The 21,187-nt window shown below is 76.1% G+C and carries 17 protein-coding genes, 1 tRNA gene and 1 other RNA gene; 8 read left to right on the top strand and 11 right to left on the bottom strand.

All coding sequences use genetic code 11. The annotated features are described in order from the left end of the window. Window positions 1-937: 937 nt before the first annotated feature. The 4 genes from GTY84_RS25635 to ffs form a co-directional block, all read right to left on the bottom strand. Window positions 938-3,085 carry a hypothetical protein gene (locus GTY84_RS25635; protein ID WP_161228762.1) on the bottom strand — a complete coding sequence of 716 codons (2,148 nt, stop codon included), beginning with the start codon at window positions 3,083-3,085 and terminating at the stop codon, window positions 938-940. Between the two features lie 570 nt (window positions 3,086-3,655). Beyond that, window positions 3,656-4,909 carry a phosphoribosylamine--glycine ligase gene (purD, locus tag GTY84_RS25640; RefSeq protein ID WP_161228763.1) on the bottom strand — a complete coding sequence of 418 codons (1,254 nt, stop codon included), beginning with the start codon at window positions 4,907-4,909 and terminating at the stop codon, window positions 3,656-3,658. 1,002 nt (window positions 4,910-5,911) lie between these two features. Next, entirely contained in the window at window positions 5,912-8,203 is a 2,292-nt protein-coding gene (locus GTY84_RS25645; protein ID WP_161228764.1) for a DNA polymerase III subunit gamma and tau, read from the bottom strand. A 48-nt stretch (window positions 8,204-8,251) separates the two neighbouring features. Then, window positions 8,252-8,348: signal recognition particle sRNA small type (ffs, locus tag GTY84_RS25650), an RNA gene on the bottom strand. A gap of 72 nt (window positions 8,349-8,420) precedes the next feature. On the opposite strand from ffs, the gene GTY84_RS25655 reads away from it, so the two are divergent. Continuing rightward, window positions 8,421-8,508, top strand: a tRNA-Ser gene (locus GTY84_RS25655). A 227-nt stretch (window positions 8,509-8,735) separates the two neighbouring features. Here the strand turns inward: GTY84_RS25655 and GTY84_RS25660 are convergent. Both GTY84_RS25660 and GTY84_RS25665 read right to left on the bottom strand, forming a co-directional pair. Further along, the gene (locus GTY84_RS25660; RefSeq protein WP_161228765.1) at window positions 8,736-9,959 is read right to left on the bottom strand and encodes a damage-control phosphatase ARMT1 family protein; all 1,224 of its coding nucleotides are present in this window, start codon (window positions 9,957-9,959) and stop codon (window positions 8,736-8,738) included. A gap of 613 nt (window positions 9,960-10,572) precedes the next feature. Then, complete coding sequence (locus tag GTY84_RS25665) at window positions 10,573-11,196, bottom strand: carbonic anhydrase (RefSeq protein ID WP_161228766.1); 624 nt, start codon at window positions 11,194-11,196, stop codon at window positions 10,573-10,575. Between the two features lie 138 nt (window positions 11,197-11,334). Here GTY84_RS25665 and GTY84_RS25670 point away from each other — a divergent pair, with 138 nt between their 5' ends. Then, complete coding sequence (locus GTY84_RS25670; protein WP_161228767.1) at window positions 11,335-11,709, top strand: metalloregulator ArsR/SmtB family transcription factor; 375 nt, start codon at window positions 11,335-11,337, stop codon at window positions 11,707-11,709. Between the two features lie 49 nt (window positions 11,710-11,758). On the opposite strand, the gene GTY84_RS25675 is transcribed toward GTY84_RS25670, so the two are convergent. Then, window positions 11,759-12,109 (bottom strand): metalloregulator ArsR/SmtB family transcription factor, encoded by a 351-nt coding sequence (locus tag GTY84_RS25675; protein WP_161228768.1) that lies wholly within the window; start codon window positions 12,107-12,109, stop codon window positions 11,759-11,761. Window positions 12,110-12,415: 306 nt separating this feature from the next. On the opposite strand from GTY84_RS25675, the gene GTY84_RS25680 reads away from it, so the two are divergent. After that, window positions 12,416-13,987, top strand: coding sequence for a GAF domain-containing SpoIIE family protein phosphatase (locus tag GTY84_RS25680; protein ID WP_237532655.1), 1,572 nt, complete (start codon window positions 12,416-12,418; stop codon window positions 13,985-13,987). 45 nt (window positions 13,988-14,032) lie between these two features. Here the strand turns inward: GTY84_RS25680 and GTY84_RS25685 are convergent, their stop codons facing one another. The 3 genes from GTY84_RS25685 to GTY84_RS25695 all read right to left on the bottom strand — a co-directional run bounded on the left by GTY84_RS25685 (window position 14,033) and on the right by GTY84_RS25695 (window position 16,037). Further along, window positions 14,033-14,470 (bottom strand): ATP-binding protein, encoded by a 438-nt coding sequence (locus GTY84_RS25685; protein WP_161228769.1) that lies wholly within the window; start codon window positions 14,468-14,470, stop codon window positions 14,033-14,035. A gap of 311 nt (window positions 14,471-14,781) precedes the next feature. Then, window positions 14,782-15,546, bottom strand: a complete 765-nt coding sequence (locus GTY84_RS25690) for an SDR family oxidoreductase (RefSeq protein ID WP_161228770.1) — start codon at window positions 15,544-15,546, stop codon at window positions 14,782-14,784. Next, window positions 15,543-16,037, bottom strand: a complete 495-nt coding sequence (locus GTY84_RS25695; RefSeq protein ID WP_161228771.1) for a cupin domain-containing protein — start codon at window positions 16,035-16,037, stop codon at window positions 15,543-15,545. Before GTY84_RS25695 ends, GTY84_RS25690 begins: the two co-directional genes overlap by 4 nt. Window positions 16,038-16,203: 166 nt before the next feature. Here GTY84_RS25695 and GTY84_RS25700 point away from each other — a divergent pair, with 166 nt between their 5' ends. The 5 genes from GTY84_RS25700 to GTY84_RS25720 all read left to right on the top strand — a co-directional run bounded on the left by GTY84_RS25700 (window position 16,204) and on the right by GTY84_RS25720 (window position 20,168). Next, window positions 16,204-16,932 (top strand): siderophore-interacting protein, encoded by a 729-nt coding sequence (locus GTY84_RS25700; RefSeq protein ID WP_161228785.1) that lies wholly within the window; start codon window positions 16,204-16,206, stop codon window positions 16,930-16,932. Window positions 16,933-16,997: 65 nt separating this feature from the next. Next, on the top strand, window positions 16,998-17,612 hold the full coding sequence (locus GTY84_RS25705; RefSeq protein ID WP_161228772.1) for an HhH-GPD-type base excision DNA repair protein: 615 nt from the start codon (window positions 16,998-17,000) through the stop codon (window positions 17,610-17,612). 570 nt (window positions 17,613-18,182) lie between these two features. Then, entirely contained in the window at window positions 18,183-18,866 is a 684-nt protein-coding gene (locus GTY84_RS25710; protein ID WP_161228773.1) for an HdeD family acid-resistance protein, read from the top strand. A 131-nt stretch (window positions 18,867-18,997) separates the two neighbouring features. Next, complete coding sequence (locus GTY84_RS25715; protein ID WP_003999914.1) at window positions 18,998-19,294, top strand: type II toxin-antitoxin system VapB family antitoxin; 297 nt, start codon at window positions 18,998-19,000, stop codon at window positions 19,292-19,294. Between the two features lie 259 nt (window positions 19,295-19,553). Next, window positions 19,554-20,168 (top strand): LytR C-terminal domain-containing protein, encoded by a 615-nt coding sequence (locus tag GTY84_RS25720; protein ID WP_161228786.1) that lies wholly within the window; start codon window positions 19,554-19,556, stop codon window positions 20,166-20,168. 21 nt (window positions 20,169-20,189) lie between these two features. Here the strand turns inward: GTY84_RS25720 and upp are convergent, their stop codons facing one another. Next, window positions 20,190-20,825, bottom strand: a complete 636-nt coding sequence (upp, locus tag GTY84_RS25725; protein ID WP_161228774.1) for a uracil phosphoribosyltransferase — start codon at window positions 20,823-20,825, stop codon at window positions 20,190-20,192. Between the last annotated feature and the right edge of the window lie 362 nt (window positions 20,826-21,187).

Consider the following 21,187-nt stretch of genomic DNA (forward strand, 5'->3'; position numbering starts at 1 on the left):
CGGGGCCCTGGACGTGCGCCGGGGACGGTGGCGCGGACGGGGCCCGGCACGTGGACCGGGGACGGTGGCGCGGACGGGCGTGCGGGGTGGTTCCGGGTCTTCCGGGCCGTTGAGGGAGCGGGGCGGGGGCCCGGGGTGGGGCTGCGGTCGGCCTCGGGGCCGGGGCGGACGGGCCCCGGGCCGGGCGGGGCGGGTGGGCCTCGGGGCCGGCCACGGCGGGCAGACGGAGGCGTCGGGCGTCGGCCTCCGGGGTCACCGGGTGCGCGTGGGTGAGGAGGGGAGGGTTCGGCTCCGGTCCGGGCGTCGGCTCCGGTCCGGGATACGGGGCCGGTACGGGATACGGGGCCGGTTGAGGTCGTGGGGCCGGTACGGGTCCAGTACGGGTCCGGTTTCTGTACGGGTCCGGTTTCGGTACGGGCTCCGGGGCCGCCCGAGGTCGCGGTTCCGATCCGGGCGAACTCGGCTTGTGCGGGGGCCTGCCGTCTCAGCGGACACGGCAGTGCGGGTCCTGCCAGGGCTCGGAGTTCTGAGCACGGCGGGCTTCGGAGCGGTGCGGGGCCGGAACGGGTCGGCCGCGGAGAGGCGGAGGGCCGTGTCGGCCGTGTAGGCCGCCGAGCACGGTGCGGCCGTGGGGGTGCGCACCCGTCGGCCGGGCGCGTACCCCGGGGTGCGGCGCGGGGCGCGGGTACGGCGCGGGTCACGCAGGACGCGGCGGTGGGTCGCGGGGGCGCGGGCACCCGGACTGTGCCGGGAAGAAAACAGTACGTGGACGACGCCTGCCGGGCGTTCACGCGCCCCGGGCAGGGGGCGAAGCACCCCGGGCAGAGGGCACCAAGGGCAGGAGGCGCCCGGGAACGGGCGTGCCCGGCGCCAGGGGCCAGGGGCCCGAGGCCCGCGGGCCTCCCCCGAGCCGCTGGCCCGGGGCGTCGGGCCGGGCTCAGACCAGGCGGACCGGCTTGTCGGGGCGTATGCCCTGCTCCGTCAGCCAGGCGCGCAGGGGCGCGCAGTCGCCGCTCTCGACGAGGGCGTGGACGCGGGGGGCCAGGTCCGCCACGCGCACGCCGTCGATCAGGAGGGACGGGCCGTCCAGCCAGTCCAGCCCGGGACGGGCGCCGGCGGTGTCCATCGCGGCGCAGCAGACCATGGCCGTGACGTGGTCGGTGAGGATCTCCCGACCGGTGCGCGGGGGCTGGAGCGGAACGAGGGGCAGGGGACGGTCGTCCCAGAACCCGGCGTCGGAACCGCCCGCCCCGGCGTCGGCCCCGGGCACGGTGCCCAGGTCCTCCCGGGCCAGTTGGGCGGCCAGCCCCGCGGCCAGGGCGGCGCTGCGGGGCGTGGTGCCGGCCAGGTCGTCGTCATCGTCGTCGCCGTACCCGCCCTCACCGGCGCCGGACGCGGTCACCGGGGGGAGGGCGGCCCGGGGGCCGTGGTCGTCGGACCCGGGGGTGGCCGCGGATGCGGCGACGGGATCGGTTCCGTGCCCGGCTCCGGGGGCCGGGGGGCGCGCGGCCCCGTCCTCACCTCCCGCTCCGGGGCCGGACCCCGGCTCCGGCCCGCGGCCGGCCGAGGGCCCGTGCTCGGGCGCGTCCCCGGACGCCCGGGTCGAGCCGGGTTCGGCACGGGGGCCGTCGGAGGCTGGCTCCCCCGCCGTGCCGGACGGGCCGTCGGAGGCCGGCTCCCCCGCCGTGCCGGACGGGCTCTCCGTGCCGGGCGGGTCCTCCGTCCTGGACGGACCGTACGGCTCGGTCCCCGTCCCGGGATCTCCGGCACCCGGCCCGGGGTCGTCCGGCGCGGGCGGTGTCGGTGCTGCCAGGTGGTCGAGGACCCGGGCGAGCGTGGGGCCGACGGCGGGCGCGGGGCGGCGGACGCCCAGCGTGTCGAGGGCACGGTGGAGCCGGGCCGCGTCCGCGCGCCAGGTGCGGTCGACGACCTCGTCGGGGTACGCGCTCCACTCCACCGGCGACCAGTCCGGACGGCGGGCGGCCGGGCCGCCGTGGAAGAGGCGGGCGGCGAGGAGGGAGACCGCCTCGTCCGCCACCCCGGGCTCCTCCAGCAGGTCGCAGGCGGGGCGCTCGGCCAGCCGGGAGGCGAAGCCCTCGGCCAGCCGGTCCCGGCGGGACAGCTCGGTGAGGGCGGCGACGACCCCCACGTCCAGCCGCGAGGGCCACCGGCCCATCCGCCAGGCGGGCAGCGCGACCCGGGTGAGCAGCCGGTCCCAGCCCGCGTAGGCCAGACCGACCTGCTCCTGGGCGACGATCCGCAGGCCGTAGTCCACGGCCTGCGCGCGCTCGGCCGCCGCCGCCGCGACGCCGCGTTCCATCTCGGCGGCGTGGTCGCGGCAGGCGCGCAGCATCAGCCGGACCGCCCGGCCGAGCCCCACGCACAACACGCGGAGGAGCGGGTGGCGCTCCTGGGCCCCGGCCACCGCCGCGGCGGCGTCGAGCCCCCGTATGAAGCGCCGGGCCGCGGCTATGTCGGGGTGCGCCGACGGCCCCGTCCCGGCGACGACCGGGGCGAGCACGGCGCGCAGCTCGCCGACGCGCATCCACCAGAGGAAGGGTGAGCCGATGACCAGCACGGGGGCCGTGGCGGTACGGCGGCGGACCGGGCCGCCCAGGCCCGCCACGTCGTCCTCCTCCACCCGCACCGGCGACCGGCCCCGGAGCCGGTGGCTTCGGTGGGTGCGGTCCTCCAGCCAGCTGTCGCAGTCCGGCGTCAGGGCTATCGCGGACGGGGCGGGGACGGCGAGCCGTTCGGCGAGGTCGCGCACCATCCGGTACAGGTCCGGCGCCGCCTCCTCGGACACCTCGACCGTCGGCGTCACGGCGGGCCGGGCGCACGCGACCACCAGGGCGACCCCGGCGGCGGCGAGCAGGACGAGCAGCGCGACCGCGCAGACGGCCCAGCGGGCGGCGTCCCAGCCTCCGCCCGCCAGACGGCCGGTGGATCCCCCGACGAGCAGGATCACGGCGGCGGCAGCGGGCAGCAGCGCGACGGCAAGGGCCCAACTTCGGACGCGCAGCACGGCCAGGGCCCGCGCTCGCGCGTCCCGGGCACCCCTCTCGACACCACCGGAACCGGTCACTTAGGACCTCACCCCCTCCTCGTCGACCTGGACCGTCCTGTCGCTCTCTCTGCTGCCCTGCTCGTCTTCATGCCCTCCACTGTGTCACCCGTCACCGACATCGCAATGCCGGTGGGCCAAGTGCCGGAACGCTTGCGCGGCACCCTAGTTGGGGCCTCCACGCCCGTCAGCCGTATGGCGCAACGGTCACTCGATGGAATGGCTTTGGGGAGAGCTGAATGACGGACAGCAATGATCAGGCCCCGGCTCCTGAAAGGGAACCGGGGCCTGGTCACGGGCCGCGAACAAGGGCGCGACGCGTGGCCGGGCGGGCACGGGGTTGACGTGCCCGGGCGGCCCGGACGGCCGGTCGGCGGAGGCGGGCGGATGGGCCGGCCGCGCCGGGAGTCGACCCGGACGGGGTCGGTCCGGGCACTGGGTTGACGCCACGACGATGACGGACGCGGCGGACGCGTAGTGCGGGGGGCGTGGTGCGGGAGACGCGGTGTGGTGTGCACGGGGCCGAGGCGGACGCGGTGGACGCGACGCGTGCGGCCCCGTGCGACCCGCGTGACGGGCACCCGGGCGCGGTTACGCCCCCGCCGCCGCCTTCGCCGCGATGTCGGTGCGGTGCTGCGAACCGTCGAGGCCGATGCGGGCGACGGCCCGGTAGGCGCGGTCGCGGGCCTCGGTGAGGTCGGCGCCGGTGGCCGTGACGGACAGGACGCGCCCGCCCGCGCTGACGACCGCGTCGCCCTCGGTGCGGGTGCCCGCGTGCAGGACGTACGCGTGCGGCGCGTCCTCGGCGGCGACGGTGTCGAGACCGGTGATCGGGTCGCCGGTGCGCGGGGTGCCGGGGTAGTTGTGCGAGGCGACGACCACGGTGACCGCGGCGTCGTCGCTCCAGCGCAGCGGCTCCAGGTCGCCGAGGTTGCCGGTGGCGGCGGCCATCAGCAGCCCGGCGAGCGGGGTCCGCAGCCGGGCCAGGACGACCTGGGTCTCGGGGTCGCCGAACCGGGCGTTGAACTCGATCACGCGGACACCGCGCGAGGTGATCGCGAGACCGGCGTAGAGCAGCCCGGAGAAGGGGGTGCCGCGGCGGCGCATCTCGTCGACCGTCGGCTGCAGCACGCTCTGCACGACCTCGTCGACGAGCTTCGGATCGGCCCAGGGCAGCGGCGAGTACGCGCCCATGCCACCGGTGTTGGGGCCCTCGTCGCCGTCGAGGGCGCGCTTGAAGTCCTGGGCGGGCTGGAGCGGGCGGACGTTCACACCGTCGGTGATGGCGAAGAGGGAGACCTCGGGGCCGTCCAGGAACTCCTCGATGACGACGCGCTCGCACCCCGCGGCGTGCGCCCGGGCGGCCTCGACGTCGTCGGTGACGACGACCCCCTTGCCGGCGGCGAGTCCGTCGTCCTTGACGACGTAGGGGGCGCCGAAGGCACCGAGGGCCGCGTCGACCTCCTCGGACGTGACGCAGACGTAGGAGCGGGCCGTGGGCACACCGGCGGCCGCCATCACGTCCTTGGCGAAGGCCTTGGAGCCCTCCAGCCGGGCGGCCGGGCCCGAGGGGCCGAAGACCGGAATCCCCGCGCCGCGCACGGCGTCGGCCACCCCGGCGACGAGGGGCGCCTCGGGACCGACGACGACCAGGTCGGCACCGAGCCCGGTGGCCAGCGCGGTGACGGCCGCGCCGTCGAGGGCGTCGACCTGGTGCAGTTCGGCGACCTCGGCGATACCGGCGTTGCCGGGTGCGCAGTGCAGCGCGGTGACGTCGGGGTCGAGGGACAGGGAACGGCACAGGGCGTGTTCGCGGGCGCCGCCGCCGATGACAAGGACCTTCACGGGCCCCAGCCTAATGGGAACGGCCGGGCGCCCTTGTGGGGGCCACCGAGGCACGGTGGGCCGGGGGCTCGGCCTTTCCTCCAGGAGGAGGACGGGGCCCGGGGCGGGCGAGCGGTGCGCGGGGCCTCGGCGGGGCGGCGCCGTGAGCCGTGCGCGGGGGTGGGCCGGGGCGGCCACGGCACGGGCGGGGGTCTCCGGCCGGGGGTACGGGGGTGGGCACGGCACGGGAGCGGAGTCGGCCGGGGGTGGGCACGGCACGGGAGGGGGCGGCCGGGGTGAGCACGGGAGGGGGGCGGCCGGAAGTGGGCACGGCGCAGGAGGGGCTCTGGCCGGGCCGCGATCCCCTGACGCGGATCTCGGCTGGAGGCACAAGCCCCTGGCCAAGGCTGCGGACAAGCTTCAGGGGCCGAACCCGGACCGGGGACCGAGCCCGGACGCCGGGAAACGGCCTGGCGCCCGGCGTGGGTCACGGCGCAGGAGCGTGGGTCTCCGGCCGGGGCCGGACGCCCCTGACACGGATCTCGGCTGAACCCACAGACTCCTGGCACAGGCTCCTGACCGGTACTCCGGGCAGGATCCGAGGTGTCCGCCCCGACTCCGGGCCGAGCCGACTCCGGACCGAGCCGACTCCGGACCGAGCCGACTCCGGACCGAGCCGACTCCGGACCGAGCGGGCTCCGGGGCCGAGACCGGGCACAGCGAGAGCGGACCTGGCGGCCGGGCGTGGGTGATGGCGCAGGAGCGGGAGCCTACGGTCCGCGAGCGAGCCCCTGGCGGATCTTGGCTGCGGGCCCGGCCCCCCTGACCGAGGGCCTCGCGTCTGGCCCCGAGGTGCCGGGCCGGGCGCTGGGGCGCCGGGCCGGGCGCTGGGGCGCCGGGGAGCCGAGGGGGTCAGGCCGGGCGCCGGAGGCCAAGGCGGAGCGTCGGACGCCGGAAGACCGGGGCCTGCACCCCAGGACGGCCGGGCCGTCGGCCTCCTGCGCCCGGCGTCCTCTCCCCCTCCTACTCGTTCGCGATCTCCTCCACGACCGTGGCTCCCAGCTCGCGTACGAGGAGGTCCTTGCCGGAGAGGGCGGACTCGTCGAGGTCGGGATCGTCGTCCTCGGGGACGTCGTCCTCGGGGGAGACCGGGGGCCGCTCGGGCGCGGGGGGCCGGGCGGCGGGGGCGGGCGCCGGGGACGGGGCGGACGCAGGGGGGGCGGCGGGTCCGGAGGGCGGGGCGACCGGTGCCGACGGCGGGGCCGGGGGACGCTGCGCGGGCGCACCGTTGAACCCTCCGCCGCCGGGGGCGCCCCCGTAGCCTCCGCCGCCGAAGCCGCCGGGGGCGGCGGGCGGGGACGCGGAGCCGCCGGAGGGGTCGACGACCGCCTCGATCTTCCACTGCACGTGGAACTGCTCGGCCAGGGCCTGGCGCAGCACGTCCTCGCTGCCGCTGCTCAGGAAGTTGTCCCGGGCACCGGCGTTGACGAAACCGATCTGCAGGACGGCCCCGTCGAAGCCGGTCACCTGGGCGTTCTGGCTCAGCAGGATCCAGGTGAAGCGGCGGCGGTTCTTGACCGCCTCCAGAATGTTGGGCCAGATCGACCGCGGGTCGAGCCCGCCTGCCGCGGGCGGGGCGGCAGACGGTGCCGGTGCGGCGGGCGCGGCGGGACCCGGCGGGGGCGCCGCCGCCTGGGCAGCGGGCGGGACGGACGGCCCGGCCGGGGCGGACGCCGGGGGCTGCCCGCCGCCCGCGGGGACCGCGGTGGGCCATCCACCGGGCCGTCGTCCGCCGCCCCCGGCGGGGGCCGCGGTGGGCCAGGCGCCGGGCGCGGACGCCTGGGCGGGGGGCTGCGCGGGAGGAGGCGGGGCGACGGGAGGGGCAGGGGTCGCGGGAGCGGCCGGGGGCGCCACGGGGGGCGCCGGGGGTGCCTGCTCAGCTGCGGCGAGGCCGGGCGGCGGCCCGTCGGGAGCGCCCGGACCACCGGGTGTCCCGGGCCCCCGCACGGCGGCCCGCGCGGCGGCGGCCCCGCCACCGGGGGGCACGGGAGCGGCGCCGGGCGGCACGGGGCCCGCGCCGGGCGCGCCCCCCGCGGGTCCGTCGGGCGCGGGCACATACGCCATGGCAGGCGCCCCGGCCCCCGACGAGAACTGCGCCGCGCCCCGCTCGATCCGGTCGAGCCGGGCCATCACGGACCGCTCGTCGCCGTACGCGGCGGGCAGCAGGACCCGGGCGCAGATCAGCTCCAGCTGGAGGCGGGGCGAGGTGGCGCCGCGCATCTCCGTGAGCCCTTCGTTGACGAGGTCGGCGGCGCGGCTCAGCTCGGCGGCGCCGAAGGAGCGCGCCTGGGCCCGCATCCGTTCGATGACGTCGGCCGGGGCGTCGATCAGCCCCTTCTCCGCCGCGTCGGGCACGGCCACGAGGATCACCAGGTCGCGCAGCCGCTCCAGCAGGTCCGCGACGAAGCGCCGCGGGTCGTTGCCGCCCTCGATCACCCGGTCCACCACCTCGAAGGCGGCGGAGCCGTCCCCCGAGGCGAAGGACTCGACCACGGAGTCGAGCAGGGAGCCGTCCGTGTAGCCGAGCAGGGAGGTCGCCATGGCGTACGTCACACCGTCCTCGGCGGCGCCGGCCAGCAGCTGGTCCATGACCGACATGGAGTCGCGCACCGAGCCCGCGCCGGCCCGCACCACCAGGGGCAGCACCCCGTCCTCCACGGGGATCTTCTCCTGGCCGCAGACCTCCGCGAGGTAGTCCCGCAGGGTGCCGGGGGGCACGAGCCGGAAGGGGTAGTGGTGCGTCCGGGACCGGATGGTCCCGATGACCTTCTCGGGCTCGGTGGTGGCGAAGATGAACTTCAGGTGCTCCGGCGGCTCCTCGACCACCTTGAGCAGCGCGTTGAAACCGGCCGACGTGACCATGTGGGCCTCGTCGATGATGTAGATCTTGTACCGGCTGTGCGCCGGCCCGAAGAACGCCTTCTCGCGCAGGTCACGGGCGTCGTCCACACCACCGTGCGACGCGGCGTCGATCTCGATGACGTCGATCGAGCCCGGCCCGTTCCTGGCCAGGTCGCGGCAGGACTGGCAGGTGCCGCACGGAGTCGGTGTGGGGCCCTGCTCGCAGTTCAGGCAGCGCGCCAGGATGCGCGCGCTGGTCGTCTTGCCGCAGCCCCGCGGACCGCTGAACAGGTACGCGTGATTGACCCGGTTGTTCCGCAGCGCCTGCTGCAGCGGGTCGGTGACATGCCCCTGCCCGATGACCTCGGCGAAGGACTCGGGGCGGTAGCGGCGGTACAGCGCGAGAGACGACACGTCTACGAGGTTATAGGCGCCCACTGACAACCCGCCCGCCCCACGGAACGCAGACGCCCCCCACGCACCCGCCAGAGCCGACCTACCCTTGCTGCCTTCCGGCCCTGGGGGAGTTCAGTCAGATAGCGCCGCGTGAGGGGCTGCGCACAGGCTACCCGATCCGGGGCCCGAACAACGAGTTCGCGAGCACCGCCCAACGTCATGTAATGTTCCCGGCGGAGGATTCGCCTAGAGGCCTAGGGCGCACGCTTGGAAAGCGTGTTGGGGGCAACCCCTCACGAGTTCGAATCTCGTATCCTCCGCCAGTGCCTCACCGGGCACGATGTCGAAGGGCCCCACCGTTCTCGGTGGGGCCCTTCGACATTCTTCGGCCCCCTGTTGTCCTGTCCTTCGTCCACGCCGCTCGCTTCCGACGCCCCAGATCGCGGTGCCGCTCTTCCGGGCCGTTTCATCAGAAGGTGGACCGAGGCCCGGAGGTACCGCGCGCGCATCCTCGCGGCACCCCCGGGCTCCCGTCCCGTGATTCGGACCTCTACGCCCTGACCTGGATCAGGGCATGGGTGCCGCTCGTACGCCAGGCACCCCCAGACTGCTCCAGAGCGTCGAGCACCTTCCGCTCCAGTCCCACTACGACATCGGACTTGAGCGTGCGGAATGCCGCCACGGCCCCGGGAAAGTACGCCGTGCGGCCGGCGAACGACTCCGTCGCGTCCAGCATCCGGTCCCCCACCAGACGCCGGTAGTTGAGGTCGCCCTTCAGGATGGTCAGCGTGACGTCCGCGAACTCGCCCCGCAGGTCCTCCGGCATGTCCTCGTAGGGCAGCGGCGCGCAGAAGAACGGGTGCACCCGGATCTCCAGGCACCCGGTCGCCACGGCCTCCCAGAGGCGCCTGCCGATCCCGCCCGCTTCGCCGGGCGCCTGGTTGAGGCGGCCCAGGCAGTCGACGACGTCGGCCGTCATCGCGTCGGAGACGTAGTACGGGTGGGGCTTGACGTAGAGCACGATCCGCTCGGCATGCCGTTCCACCAGGAGGTGATCGATGAGGATCAGGTCCGGGATCAGCTCCCTCCCGGCGTTGTCCGCCACCACGGCGACCGTGGAGCCGCCTCCGGCCGGGAGAAGCCTCCAGAGCAGCGCACTGTCGTCGGCGACCACGGCACCGGCCGTGTCACCGGGCGCGGTCTCGCCCTCCGTGACACGGAAGCCGAGGTCCGCCCGGTTGCCCCACAGCGAGGCCTGGAGCAGGGCGGCTGCCCGCTCGTCGGCCGGTGCGCCGGCGAGCGTGTCCAAGGCCCCGAGTTCCTCGTCCACCGCCGGGCCGCGCAACTCGGCCCTCTTGAAGGGGGCGAAGGGATCGACGCCCCGCCACGGCCCGGTGCCGAAGTACCCCACGGCACCGAGGAGTCTGCGGTAGAAGTAGCTCTCCGACCAGAGGAACGGGGCGTCGAACCACGATCGTCCGAAGTGCGGACGCCCCCAGACCGCCCACTGTTCGTGGTCGGGTTCCGAGGGACCGAGCGGTTCGATCACACCGGTGGTGATCTCGTCCAGCAGGATGTCAAGAGCCTCGTGCCGAGCCGGACCGTACGGGAAGGCGTCCCGCACCTGCCGGATCAGTGCCGGATGGCGCTCCGCCAGAACACTCCGGGCGAACGAACCGGGCTTGTTGCCCAGGATGACCGGTGCGTGCCGTGCGGTGGGGCGGCCGGCGCCGTCGGCACCGTCGTCCGGGCGAGGGGAGGTCTTCGCTGTCATGCCCCTAGCCTCGCGTACGCCGCGCCCGAGTTCTGATTCTTGGGTGCGCCGAGCCGGACTGGGGCGAACGGGCTGGACGTACCGCGCGGGCGCCCTGGCACGGCGGCATCGCCCTGGGCTCCTGAAGGAACAGATTCCCTCCAGTGCGGCGGATCACCGGCCCTCACTGAGGAAGGAGACCGAGTACGAGGACGCGCCGAGCACTGTGCCCCGCGCTGGAGGTGTCGATCAGACAGAACACGCCACTCTGCGGCGGCGGCTCAGGGTGCATCCACCGGAGTACGGCACCGCTCACCGCCCTACGGTTGGGAGCTTCAGCCAAATCACCCGCCACCGCGATGAATCCGCAGTTCGGAACCAGTGCTCCCCGCACATGCGGGGGTGGTCCCCGCGTATGCGAGGGTGGTCCCGTACCTCGCCGGTACAACCATCTTGAGACCGAGCGGTCCCCGCACACGCGGGGCTGCCGCCGCCGGAGTGGCCTGACCCGGGCGCCGGTCAGCGGGCCGGCGCCCGGGGAAACGTCGGCCCCGTAACCCCGTAACCCCGGTGCCCCGGGCGTCACGCGCCGGTGTCGGGAAGCGGCGCCCGCCCCGGGCGTATCCCCGTCGCGTCAGGCGTCCAGGCCGTGGGACGCCACGAGGTTCACCGTGCCCTCGGCCAGGCGGTAGGAGAGGCCGACCACCGCGCAGCGGCCCTCGGCGACCTCGTTGGCGAGGAGGACGGAGCGGCCGACCAGGCCGTCGACCGTGCGGTGGATGTGCTCGTCGACGAACTCGCCGATCCCCGTGTGGCCCTTGGCGCGGGCCGCCAGGACGCTCGGGACCACGCGCTCCACCACGTCACCGAGGTACCCGGGCGGTGCCGTGCCGCCATGGGCCGCCTCGGACGCCGCCGTCACCGCGCCGCAGGAGTCGTGGCCCAGCACCACCACCAGCGGCGCGCTCAGCACCTCGATGCCGTACTCGATGCTGCCGACCACCTCCGCGCCCGCCACGTGGCCGGCCGTGCGGACCACGAACAGGTCGCCCAGCCCCCGGTCGAAGATGATCTCCGCCGCGAGCCGTGAGTCCGAGCACCCGAAGAGCACGGCGAACGGCTTCTGCCGCGGTGCCAGTTCCGAGCGCCGGTCGGCGTCCTGGTTGGGGTGGAGGCGGCCGCCGCTGACGAAGCGGGCGTTGCCCTGCAGCAGCGCGGCGTAGGCGTCGGCGGGTGAGGAAGGGGCGACATCAGGCATACCGGAAACCTAGCGGACGGGGGCGTCCCCCCGGTGCTCTCCCCGGCGGATGACGCCCCGCACGAGGGTAGACTTGAAGAGTTCTTCATTTTGTCAGTTGCTGTGCTTCACAGATGCCCTGGTGCGGAGGTGGGCGGAATGCCGGTTCCGCTGTACGAGGCCAAAGCCGAGTTCTTCCGGATGCTGGGCCACCCCGTGCGCATCCGGGTGCTGGAGCTGTTGCAGGACGGACCGCGGCCCGTCCGCGAACTGCTCGCCGCGATCGAGGTCGAGCCGTCCAACCTGTCCCAGCAGCTCGCGGTCCTGCGCCGGTCCGGCATCGTCACCGCGACCCGCACCGGCTCGACCGTGGTCTACGAGATGGCCTGCGGCGACGTGGCCGATCTGCTGGCCGCCGCCCGGAGCATCCTTTCCGGTCTGATCTCGGGGCAGCAGCGGCTGCTGGAGGAACTGCGGACCGCGGAGGCGCCCCGCCCGGCGGGGACGGCCGGCCCGGCGGGTTCCACGGGGTAGCCCTCGTCTCCCGCGTCGCCCGCCACCCGTCCGGCCCCCGCCCCACCCCCTACTCCGGCGGTCGGGTCCGGGCGGGTCCGGCCTGGAGGTCCGCCAGGAGTTCCGCCTGCCCGGCGAGCACGCCGGAGAGGATGCCGCGCGCGACCCTGAGCAGTTCGGCGATCTGCGGGCTGGTCAGCGAGTAGTACACGGACGAGCCCTCCTTGCGGGAGACCACCAGGTTGGCCCGGCGCAGCACCGCGAGCTGCTGGGACAGGTGGGCCGGTTCGATGGCCACCTCGGGCAGCAACTCCGCCACCGCGTGCTCCCGTTGGCTCAGCAGCTCCAGCACGCGGATGCGCGCGGGGTGGCCGAGCGTCTTGAAGAACTCGGCCTTCAGCTGGTACAGGGGCGTGCTCATCGTGCCCTCGTCTCCCCGGCCCCGTGGCGGCCCGGCCGCTCGGCCGGTACGGGGCGCGTCGCGGCCGCCCCGCGTCGTCGCCGTACGTCCGTCCCGGCGCCGCCCGCCGGGCCGTTTCCGCCCGGGACGCACACCGCGGCGGTGAGGCGTTACGCCGACCGGCTGCGGGCGGGCGGCACACTGCCGTCCGCCGGGCGATGGTGGGCGGAAGGCAAATCGTACGGCAGGGCGGCCGGCGGCGGGGGCCGCGCCCGCGGGACGGACGGGCCGCCGCCCGGGGCGCACGGCACGAGTGAGGCGGGATCGATGGCGGAGGAGCGGCGGCGGCCGAGCGGGGAGCCCCGGGACGGCGGGGGCGCCCCGGACGGCGCCCGCACGCCCCCCGGCGGTCCCCCCGACGGCGACGCCCCTCACGAGGCCGACGCGCCCCTCCGACCGGGCGGCGGAGAGCACCTCCCCCGTGAGGGGGAGAGCCCGGGGGCGGGCGGCGGCGGCCGGGCCGCCCCGTACCCGCCGTACGGGGGCGGCGGCGGCCGCGACGCCACGGGTGCCGACGAGTCGTACACCTCCCTCCTCGGCCTCCCGCTCAGCTCCGACCTCGACCGGATCGGGGAGCAGCTGCACGCCCTGGCCCGTGCCCAGAGCACCCTCCAGGAACTCCTCCAGGCGGTCGTCAGCATCACCGGCGAGCTGGAGCTGCCCACCGTGCTCCGCCGCATCGTGCGCACCGCCATGGATCTGGTGGGCGCCCGCTACGGGGCCCTCGGGGTGCTCGACCCGGAGGGCAGGGCACTGGAGGAGTTCGTGCCGCTGGGGCTCACCGCCCGGGAGCTGGCCGATCTGGACGGCGTGGAGCTGCCGCGCGGCCGGGGACTGCTGGGGCATCTGATCCACCACCCCGAGCCGCTGCGGGTCGAGGACATCGCGAGCCATCCCGAGTCGGCGGGCTTCCCGCCCGGGCACCCGCCCATGCGTTCCCTGCTCGGGGTGGCGATCAGCGTGCGCGGGCACGTCTACGGCAACCTCTACCTCTCCGAACGCACCGACGGCAGGCCCTTCGACCGGCACGACGAGGGCGTGATCCGGGCGCTGGCGGGCACGGCGGGCGTGGCGATCGAGAACGCCCGCCTCTACCAGCGGGTCCGGCGCAGCGGTGAGCGGTTCCAGCGGCTCCTGCTGCCCCGCCTGCCCGACCTCGGCCCGTTCGCCGCCGGGGCCGCCTACCGCCCGGCGAGCGCGCCCGCGGCCGTCGGCGGCGACTGGTACGACGCGATGCTGCTGCCCGACGGGGCGTGCGCGGCGGTGATCGGGGACGTCGCGGGGCACGATCTGCGGGCGGCGGCCGAGATGGCGCAGATCCGCAACATTCTGCGCGGTCTGTACTACGACTGGACGACCCCGCCCAGCGCCTCCCTCGCCCGGCTCGACCGCATCATGGGGGCCGCCCTGGACGCGGCCCCGATCGCCACGGCGCTGCTCGCCCGGCTGGAGCCCTCCGCCGGGGGGTGGCGGCTGCGCTGGTCCACCGCCGGGCACCCGCCGCCGCTCCTGCTGCTGCCCGACGGGCGGGCCCGCTACCTGGAGGCGGAGCCCGGCGTGCCGCTGGGGGTGGCGCCCGAGCTGCCCCGGCCCGAGCACTGGCGGACGGTTCCGGCGCACAGCACCGTGGTCCTGTACACCGACGGCTTGGTGGAGGCCCCGGGGCGGCCCATCGGCCGGGGGCTGGAGACCCTGGCGGGCACCGCCTCGCGGCTCGCCGGGCTGCCGCCGGGCGAACTCTGCCGGGCGCTGATCTCCCACCCGCCGGACGACGGCCACGACGACCGGGCCGTGCTCGCGCTGCGCACCCCGTCCCGGCCGTCGGTCCCGCGCTGCTGACCGGGCACGGCTCCGGTCCCGGCCACCGCCCGGCCAGGGGGGCGGTCACAGGGGCAGGGTGATCCAGATGCTCTTGCCCCGCCCGTCGCGGTCGCCGCGCACCACCGCCGTGCCGCCGAGCCCGGTGGTCAGCTCCATGACGGTCGCGAGTCCGCCGGTCCCCGCGCCCCCGCCGGTCCCCGTACGCGCGGCGTGCAGCGGCGGCCGGTAGGGGTGGCGGTCGTGCACGGCGAAGGCCAGGCAGTCCGGCCCGGCGGCGTAGGTGACGGTCACCTGACGGGTCGGCGGGACGGCGTGCCGGACGCTGTTGGCGACCAGTTCGGCGAGGATCAGCAGGGCGGGGCCGACGGCCGGGTGGCTCGCGCTGACGCCCCATTCGGCGAGCGCCGCCTCCGCGGTCTCCCGGGCCACCCGGACCGCCGGTGGCTGCGCGGGCAGGGTGAGCACGTGCCGGTGCGGCAGGGCTTCGAGCGGCGTGCTCATCGCGTCTCCAGGCGAGCGGGCGGCGTCCGGCCACGGCGCGGAGCGGGGCGCGGCGGTGTGCCGTCCGGCCCGTGCCGGGTGCGGCACCCGTATCCGCCCGGGACACGGAGACCCGGGTCCGCGGCTACCTGCGGACCCGGGCGTCACAGCATCCAATGAATTGCAGACTTTCGCAATTCAGCAGCTCCGGTGCGCGGCGACCGGCCACGGAACGGCGCCCCGTTCCCACGGCGCCCCCGCGCCGCCCGCGCCACCGCGCACCCGCGCACCCTCGCACCCGCGCACCCGCGCACCCGCGCACCCGCCGCCGCTCACCACGTCGGGCGCGCGCCCACCCCTCCGTCGACGACCAGATCGTGGCCGGTGATCCAGGAGGCCAGCCGGGAGGCGAGGAAGACGCAGGCGTCGCCCACGTCCTCGGGGCGGCCCAGCCGTCCGGCGGGCGCGGCGCCGAGCCAGCGCCGTACGCCGTCGGGCCAGGCGTCGGCCAGGCCCTCGCGGTCGATCAGGCCGGGCGAGACGGTGTTGACCCGCACGCCCCACGGTCCGTACTCCTGGGCCGCCGCGCGGGCGTGGGCCACGACCGCCGCCTTGGAGGCGCCGTAGTGGGCGTGGCCGGGGGCGGGGGCACCGGCCTCGATGGAGGCGATGTGGGTGACCGTGCCGCCGCCGTCCTGCCCCCGCATGAGCGCCGCGGCGGTCCGGGTGCAGACGAGGACGCCGGTCAGGTTGGCGTCCAGCACCTCCCGCCATGCGGCCGCCGTCATGCCAGGAAGTTCCCGCACCGGCTGGACCGCGGCGTTGTTGACCAGTGCCGTCAGGCGCCCGCCGCCCCAGTCGGCGGCCTCCTCGACCAGCCGCCGGCAGGCGTCCTCGTCGGTGAGGTCGGCGCGCAGCACCACCGCCGCGCCGCCCGCGTCCCGGATGCGGCCGGCCGTCTCCCGGGCGGCCCCGACCGAGGTGCGGCAGTGCAGGGCGACGGCAGCGCCCTCCTCGGCGAACCGCCGCGCGATGCCCCGGCCGATGCCGCCGCCCGCGCCCGTGACCAGGGCCACCTGTCCGTCCAGCAGGGTCATGGGCGGCACAGTCGCAGAATCCGCGCGGCCTCGGCGGGATAGCGCGCGGCGAGCCGGTCCGGGTCGCCGTGCTCGTAGTCCCCGTAGGTGAATCCGGGGACCGCCGTGCAGCCGAACAGGGTCCAGGCGCCGCCCTCGGCCACCCGGGCGCCCATCCAGGTCCCGGCGGGGACGGTGTGCTGCACGTGCTGCCCGCGCAGGACGTCCGGGCCGAGGACGACGGTGCGGGAGGTGCCGTCGGGGGCGAGGAGCAGCAGCCCGAGCGGGTCCCCGAGGTAGAAGTGCCAGGTCTCGTCGGCGGTCAGGCGGTGCAGGGCGGAGAAGTCGTCCGGGCCGCCGGTGAGCAGGGCGACGATGGCGGAGCCCGTGGGGCGGCCGTCGGGGCGCCCGGGCCCGGCCCAGGTGCGCCGGAAGAGGCCGCCCTCGCGGGGGATCGGCTCCAGTCCGTAGTGCGCGACGAGTTCCTCGGGTGTCACGGGCGCGGGCGTCACCCCGGTGAGGCTACCGCCCGGGCGGCGCGCCGCCGGGGGTTTCGGGCCATGCCCGGCGAGGACTCCCCCACCCGCGTAATTTAGGTTAGCCTTGCCTAAATTCAATGCGGCGGACCTGCGGAGCGCGGCCCGCGGCCGCGTACGGGCGGCGGAGAGGCGGGCGGCCATGGGGCAGGAGCGGCGGGGCTGGGAGGGCGCGGTCCTCCGGCTGATGGGCGCGCGGGACTTCACGTTCACCGTGACGGACACCGAGGACCTCGGCCCCTCCTTCCGAAGGCTGCGCCTGACCGACGGCGGGATGCTCGCGGCGACCGGCGTCCATCCCACCATGTGGGTGCGGCTCTGGTTCCCGGGCACGGGCAGGCCCCACCAGCGGGCGTACACCCTGGTCGACCCGGACCCGGCGGCCGGGACCCTCACCCTGGAGTTCGCCCTGCACCCGGGGCGCGCGAGCGACTGGGCGCGAGCGGCGCGGCCCAGTGACACCATCGGGGCCACCGTCCAGGGCACCGGCTTCCAGCGGCCCGACCCGGCCCCCTCCCATGTCTTCGCGATGGCCGACCCGGCCTCCCTGCCCGCCCTGAACTCCCTGCTCGACGCGGTGGGCGGGGCCCCGGCGACGATCTGGTTCGAGGGCGACCCCGGGGCCGGGCCGCCCCCGCGCACCGACCCCGCCCGGCACGAGGTGCGCGCGGCGCCGCGCCATGAAGCGGGCGCGGGACTGGTGGCACGGGTCCGGGAGGAACTGCCCGCCCCGCTGGGCGCCGCGGCGCACCCGTACGTCTGGATCGCCTGCGACACGGCCACCACCCGGGCACTGGGCGGATACGTCCGCAGGGAGCTGGGCGTCCCCCGGCGGCAGGTGCACGCGCTGGGCTACTGGCGGCCCTCCTGAACGCGGCCGGGGACGCCGTCGTGCGTCGGCGGGCGTCCCGGGCGCGCACGCGCGACCATCGGGGCATGGACGTCACGCTGCACCTCGCCCAGGACCCCGAGGCCGACGAACTGCTCGGCCGCAGCCCCCTCGCCGCGCTGGTCGGCATGCTGCTGGACCAGCAGGTGCCCATGGAATGGGCGTTCAAGGGGCCGTCGACCATCGCCCGGCGCATGGACGCAGAGGACCTGGACGCCCACGACATCGCCGCGCACGATCCCGCCGCCTTCGCCGCGCTGCTGTCCGAGAAGCCGGCCGTGCACCGCTACCCGGGCGCGATGGCCGGACGGATCCAGCAGCTGTGCGCCCATCTGGCCGAGACGTACGACGGTGACGCCGAGGCCGTCTGGCGAGGCGTCAGCACCGGCCCGGAACTGCTGAAACGGCTCCAGGACCTCCCGGGCTTCGGGCGGCAGAAGGCGCAGATCTTCCTCGCCCTGCTGGGCAAGCAGCTCGGTGTGCGCCCGGAGGGCTGGCGCGAGGCCGCCGGGGAGTACGGGGAGCCGGACTCCTTCCGCTCGGTGGCCGACATCACCGGGCCGGAGTCCCTCACCAAGGTGCGGGCGCACAAACAGGAGATGAAGGCGGCGGCCCGAGCCGCGAAGGCCGCGCGGGGGGCGGGGGGCAGGGCCCGGGGCTGAAGGAACGGCGGCCTCCGGGGCCGGGAGCGGCACGACGGGCCGGGGCTGCGAGCCGCACGGCAGGGCGGCGGGTGCGCGGCACGACTCGCGGGCGGAGCCGACGGGACCCGGGTACGGGGGGGCGGGCCGACGTGGACGGGTCGGCACGACGTCGGGCGGGGGGCGACGGGACACGGGGACGGGCCGACGTGGGCGGGTCGGCGCGGCGGCGGGCGGGGCCGAGGGGACACGGGCACACCGGGCCGGGCGGCACGGCCGTGAACGGGGCCGACGGGACACGTATACGGCGGGCCGGGCCGACGCGGGCGGGACAGGCGCGACCGGTGCGAAGGGCACGGTTCCGCGCCCCGGGCCGCCGCTTCACCTCTCGCGCCGCCCGAGGCGGAACGTGCCGCCGGCGCGAACCGCGCCCCCGGCGGGCGCGCGACGTACCGGCGGCGCGGGCCGTGCCCCCGGCGGGGCCGTGCCGACGGCTCCGCGTGCGCTCGGCGCGCCGGGCGCGGCCCCGGATTTCGCTCCGGTGGCGGAGCCCGGGTGGCGGCGCCGACCGGGGCGTTCCCAGCATGGACCATGACCGAGCCACCGAGCGGCTCCCCCGGGGGCCCGCACTACGACGACCGGGGCGTCCACGCCCGCGGCGGCCCGCACGGGGCGCCCCCGCCCGGCGGACCGCACGAGCCCGAGCCGCCCTTCGAGGGCCCCCTGCACCTGCTCGCCCGCGCGGCCTGGCAGACCGTCCTGTTCACCGGGATCGCCTCCCTGGTCCTCGGGGTGCTGGTGCTGGTCTGGCCGGGGGCCTCGCTGCGCGTCGCCGGGGTGCTCTTCGGCCTGTACCTCGTGGTCAGCGGCGTGCTGCAACTGGCCGCCGCGTTCGGCACGCACAGCCGGACCTCGCTGCGCGTCCTCGCCTTCATCAGCGGCGCCGTCTCCATCCTGCTGGGCCTGTTCTGCTTCCGCGGCACCCTCCAGTCGGTGCTGCTGCTCGCCCTGTGGATCGGCATCGGCTGGCTGTTCCGGGGCGTCACCCAGACCGTCGCCGCCGCGCACGACCCGGCGATGCCGGCCCGCGGCTGGCACGTCTTCCTCGGGATCGTCACCATCCTGGCCGGCATCGTGCTCATCGACTCGCCGGTCGAGTCCGTCGCCGTGCTCACGGTGGTGGGCGGCTGGTGGCTGGTGGTCGTCGGCGTCGTGGAGATCGTCACCGCCGTGCGCATCCGGGGCCGCGCCCGCCAGGTACCCCACACCGTATGAGGGGAACGTCCCGTCACCGGGCGGAATCTTCCCCCGTTTGCCCCCGTTGCGACCGATTGCGGCGGCTTTTCCGGCGCCGCGCTCGGTCACCATGGCTGCACCCGCGACGACTTGGCCGGTAGGCTTTCCGTGTGATCTTCAAGCGCATCGGAAACGGCCGGCCGTACCCCGACCACGGCCGGGAAAGCACCCGGCAGTGGGCGGACGTCGCGCCGCGCCCGGTCCGCCTCGATCAGCTCGTGACGACCAAGGGCCAGCTCGATCTGGAAACCCTGCTGGCCGAGGACTCCACCTTCTACGGCGACCTCTTCGCCCACGTGGTCAAGTGGCAGGGCGACCTGTACCTGGAGGACGGGCTGCACCGCGCGGTCCGCGCCGCCCTCCAGCAACGCCAGGTGCTGCACGCGCGCGTCCTCGAACTCGACTGACCGTCCGGCCGCACGTCCTCCCGGGGACACCCGACGCGCGCCAGGCCCCCTCCGCCGACCGCCCGGGGCGACCGCCCGGCCGTCCGGGGCACCCGTTCCCCATCGGCTTCCCGACGGCTTCCCGGGCCGTTCCCCCCTCACATCTTTGACCCTTTCGGGTGGGTTTAGGGCGAAGTACGGAACACCCGCTGATCATCTAATAGGCATCGCCGTCCGGGCGCATTACGCTGCGCCCATGAGCATGCTGACTCCCCCCGGCATGGGCGGCAAGTACCGGATCACGGGGGGCAAGTACCCCCGGATGCGCCCGGCCCGAAAGCGCGGCAGGCTCGCGGTCGTCCTCGTCGCGTGCGCCACCGTCCTCGGTGTCCTCGGCTGGGGCACCCTGCAGCTCATCGACGCCTTCACCGGCGGCGACAAGGCGTCGGCGGCCGGGGCGGACTGCGCGGCGAGCCCGTCCCCGTCGAGCGCGTCGCCCTCCCCGGCGACGGCCCTGCCGAAGCCCGGCGAGGTCACCGTCAACGTGCTCAACGCCACCACCCGTTCGGGACTGGCCCAGAAGACCGCCGACGAGTTGAAGAAGCGCGGCTTCCGCATCGGCGCGGTGGGCAACGCGCCCGAGGAGCTGGACAAGAAGATCGACGGCGCCGGGGTGCTGCTCGGCCCCGCCGCCGCCGTGAAGACCGCGTTCCCGGTGCTCGGCACCCAGATCCCCGCCGCCGAGCGGCGCACCGACGCGGCCCGCAGGGGCACCTCCGTCGACCTCGTCATCGGCAAGGCCTTCAAGGGACTGGCACTGCGGCCGGAGGCCGACGCCGCCCTGGCCGGGCTGACCGCGCCGAAGCCGGCGCCGGTGGCCGGCAAGGGCTGCTGAGGCCCGGCCCCGCCGCGCCGCCTACTCGGCGGCGCCGTACATGCGGTCCCCCGCGTCCCCGAGGCCCGGCACGATGTAGCCGTGCTCGTTGAGGCGCTCGTCGACCGAGGCCGTCACGACCGTCACCGGGGTGCCCGCCAGCTCGCGCTCCATCAGCTCGACGCCCTCGGGCGCGGCCAGCAGCACCACCGCCGTCACGTCGTCGGCACCGCGCCCGATCAGCTCGCGGATGGAGGCGACCAGGGTGCCGCCGGTGGCCAGCATCGGGTCCAGGACGTACACCTGGCGGCCCGACAGGTCCTCCGGCATGCGCGTGGCGTAGGTGGACGCCTGGAGCGTCTCCTCGTTGCGGATCATGCCCAGGAAGCCCACCTCGGCGGTCGGCAGCAGCCGGACCATGCCGTCCAGCATGCCGAGCCCGGCCCGCAGGATCGGCACCACCAGCGGGCGCGGGTGGGAGAGCTTGACGCCGGTGGTCCGCTCGACCGGCGTGTGGAGGTCGACCCGCTCGGTCCGCACGTCCCGGGTGGCCTCGTAGGCGAGCAGGGTGACCAGCTCGTCGGCGAGGCGGCGGAAGGTCGCGGAGTCGGTGCGCCGGTCGCGCAGCGTGGTGAGCTTGTGGGCGACCAGGGGGTGGTCGACGACGTGGAGACGCATGGGCCCCACATTAACCGGACCCCCGCATACCGGCGTCCCCCGGCGCTTCACTCACTCGCTGGCGTCAAACCACTCGTCCGGGGGAAGGTGGGAGGGACGGACGCGGGGTGATGACACGGTGCCGGACGACACCTTCCACAGCGCCACGCCCCGGGAGACACCCCCGGGGACGCGGCGTCCACCCGGCCTGTCCGCCGCGCCGGACCCCGCGCGCACCCGGTCCCGCGACGGCGCCCGGCCCCCGGGCCGGAGCGGCCCGCCGCGCCCGCCCGGCCGGGACACCACGGCGGCGCCCGAGGACCGGGACCCACCCCGTTCCCCGTCACCCGGCCCCCGCCCCGACGGTGCCCGGACCCCCCGGA

It is taken from the genome of Streptomyces sp. SID8352 (assembly GCF_009862265.1).
Lineage (GTDB): Bacteria > Actinomycetota > Actinomycetes > Streptomycetales > Streptomycetaceae > Streptomyces.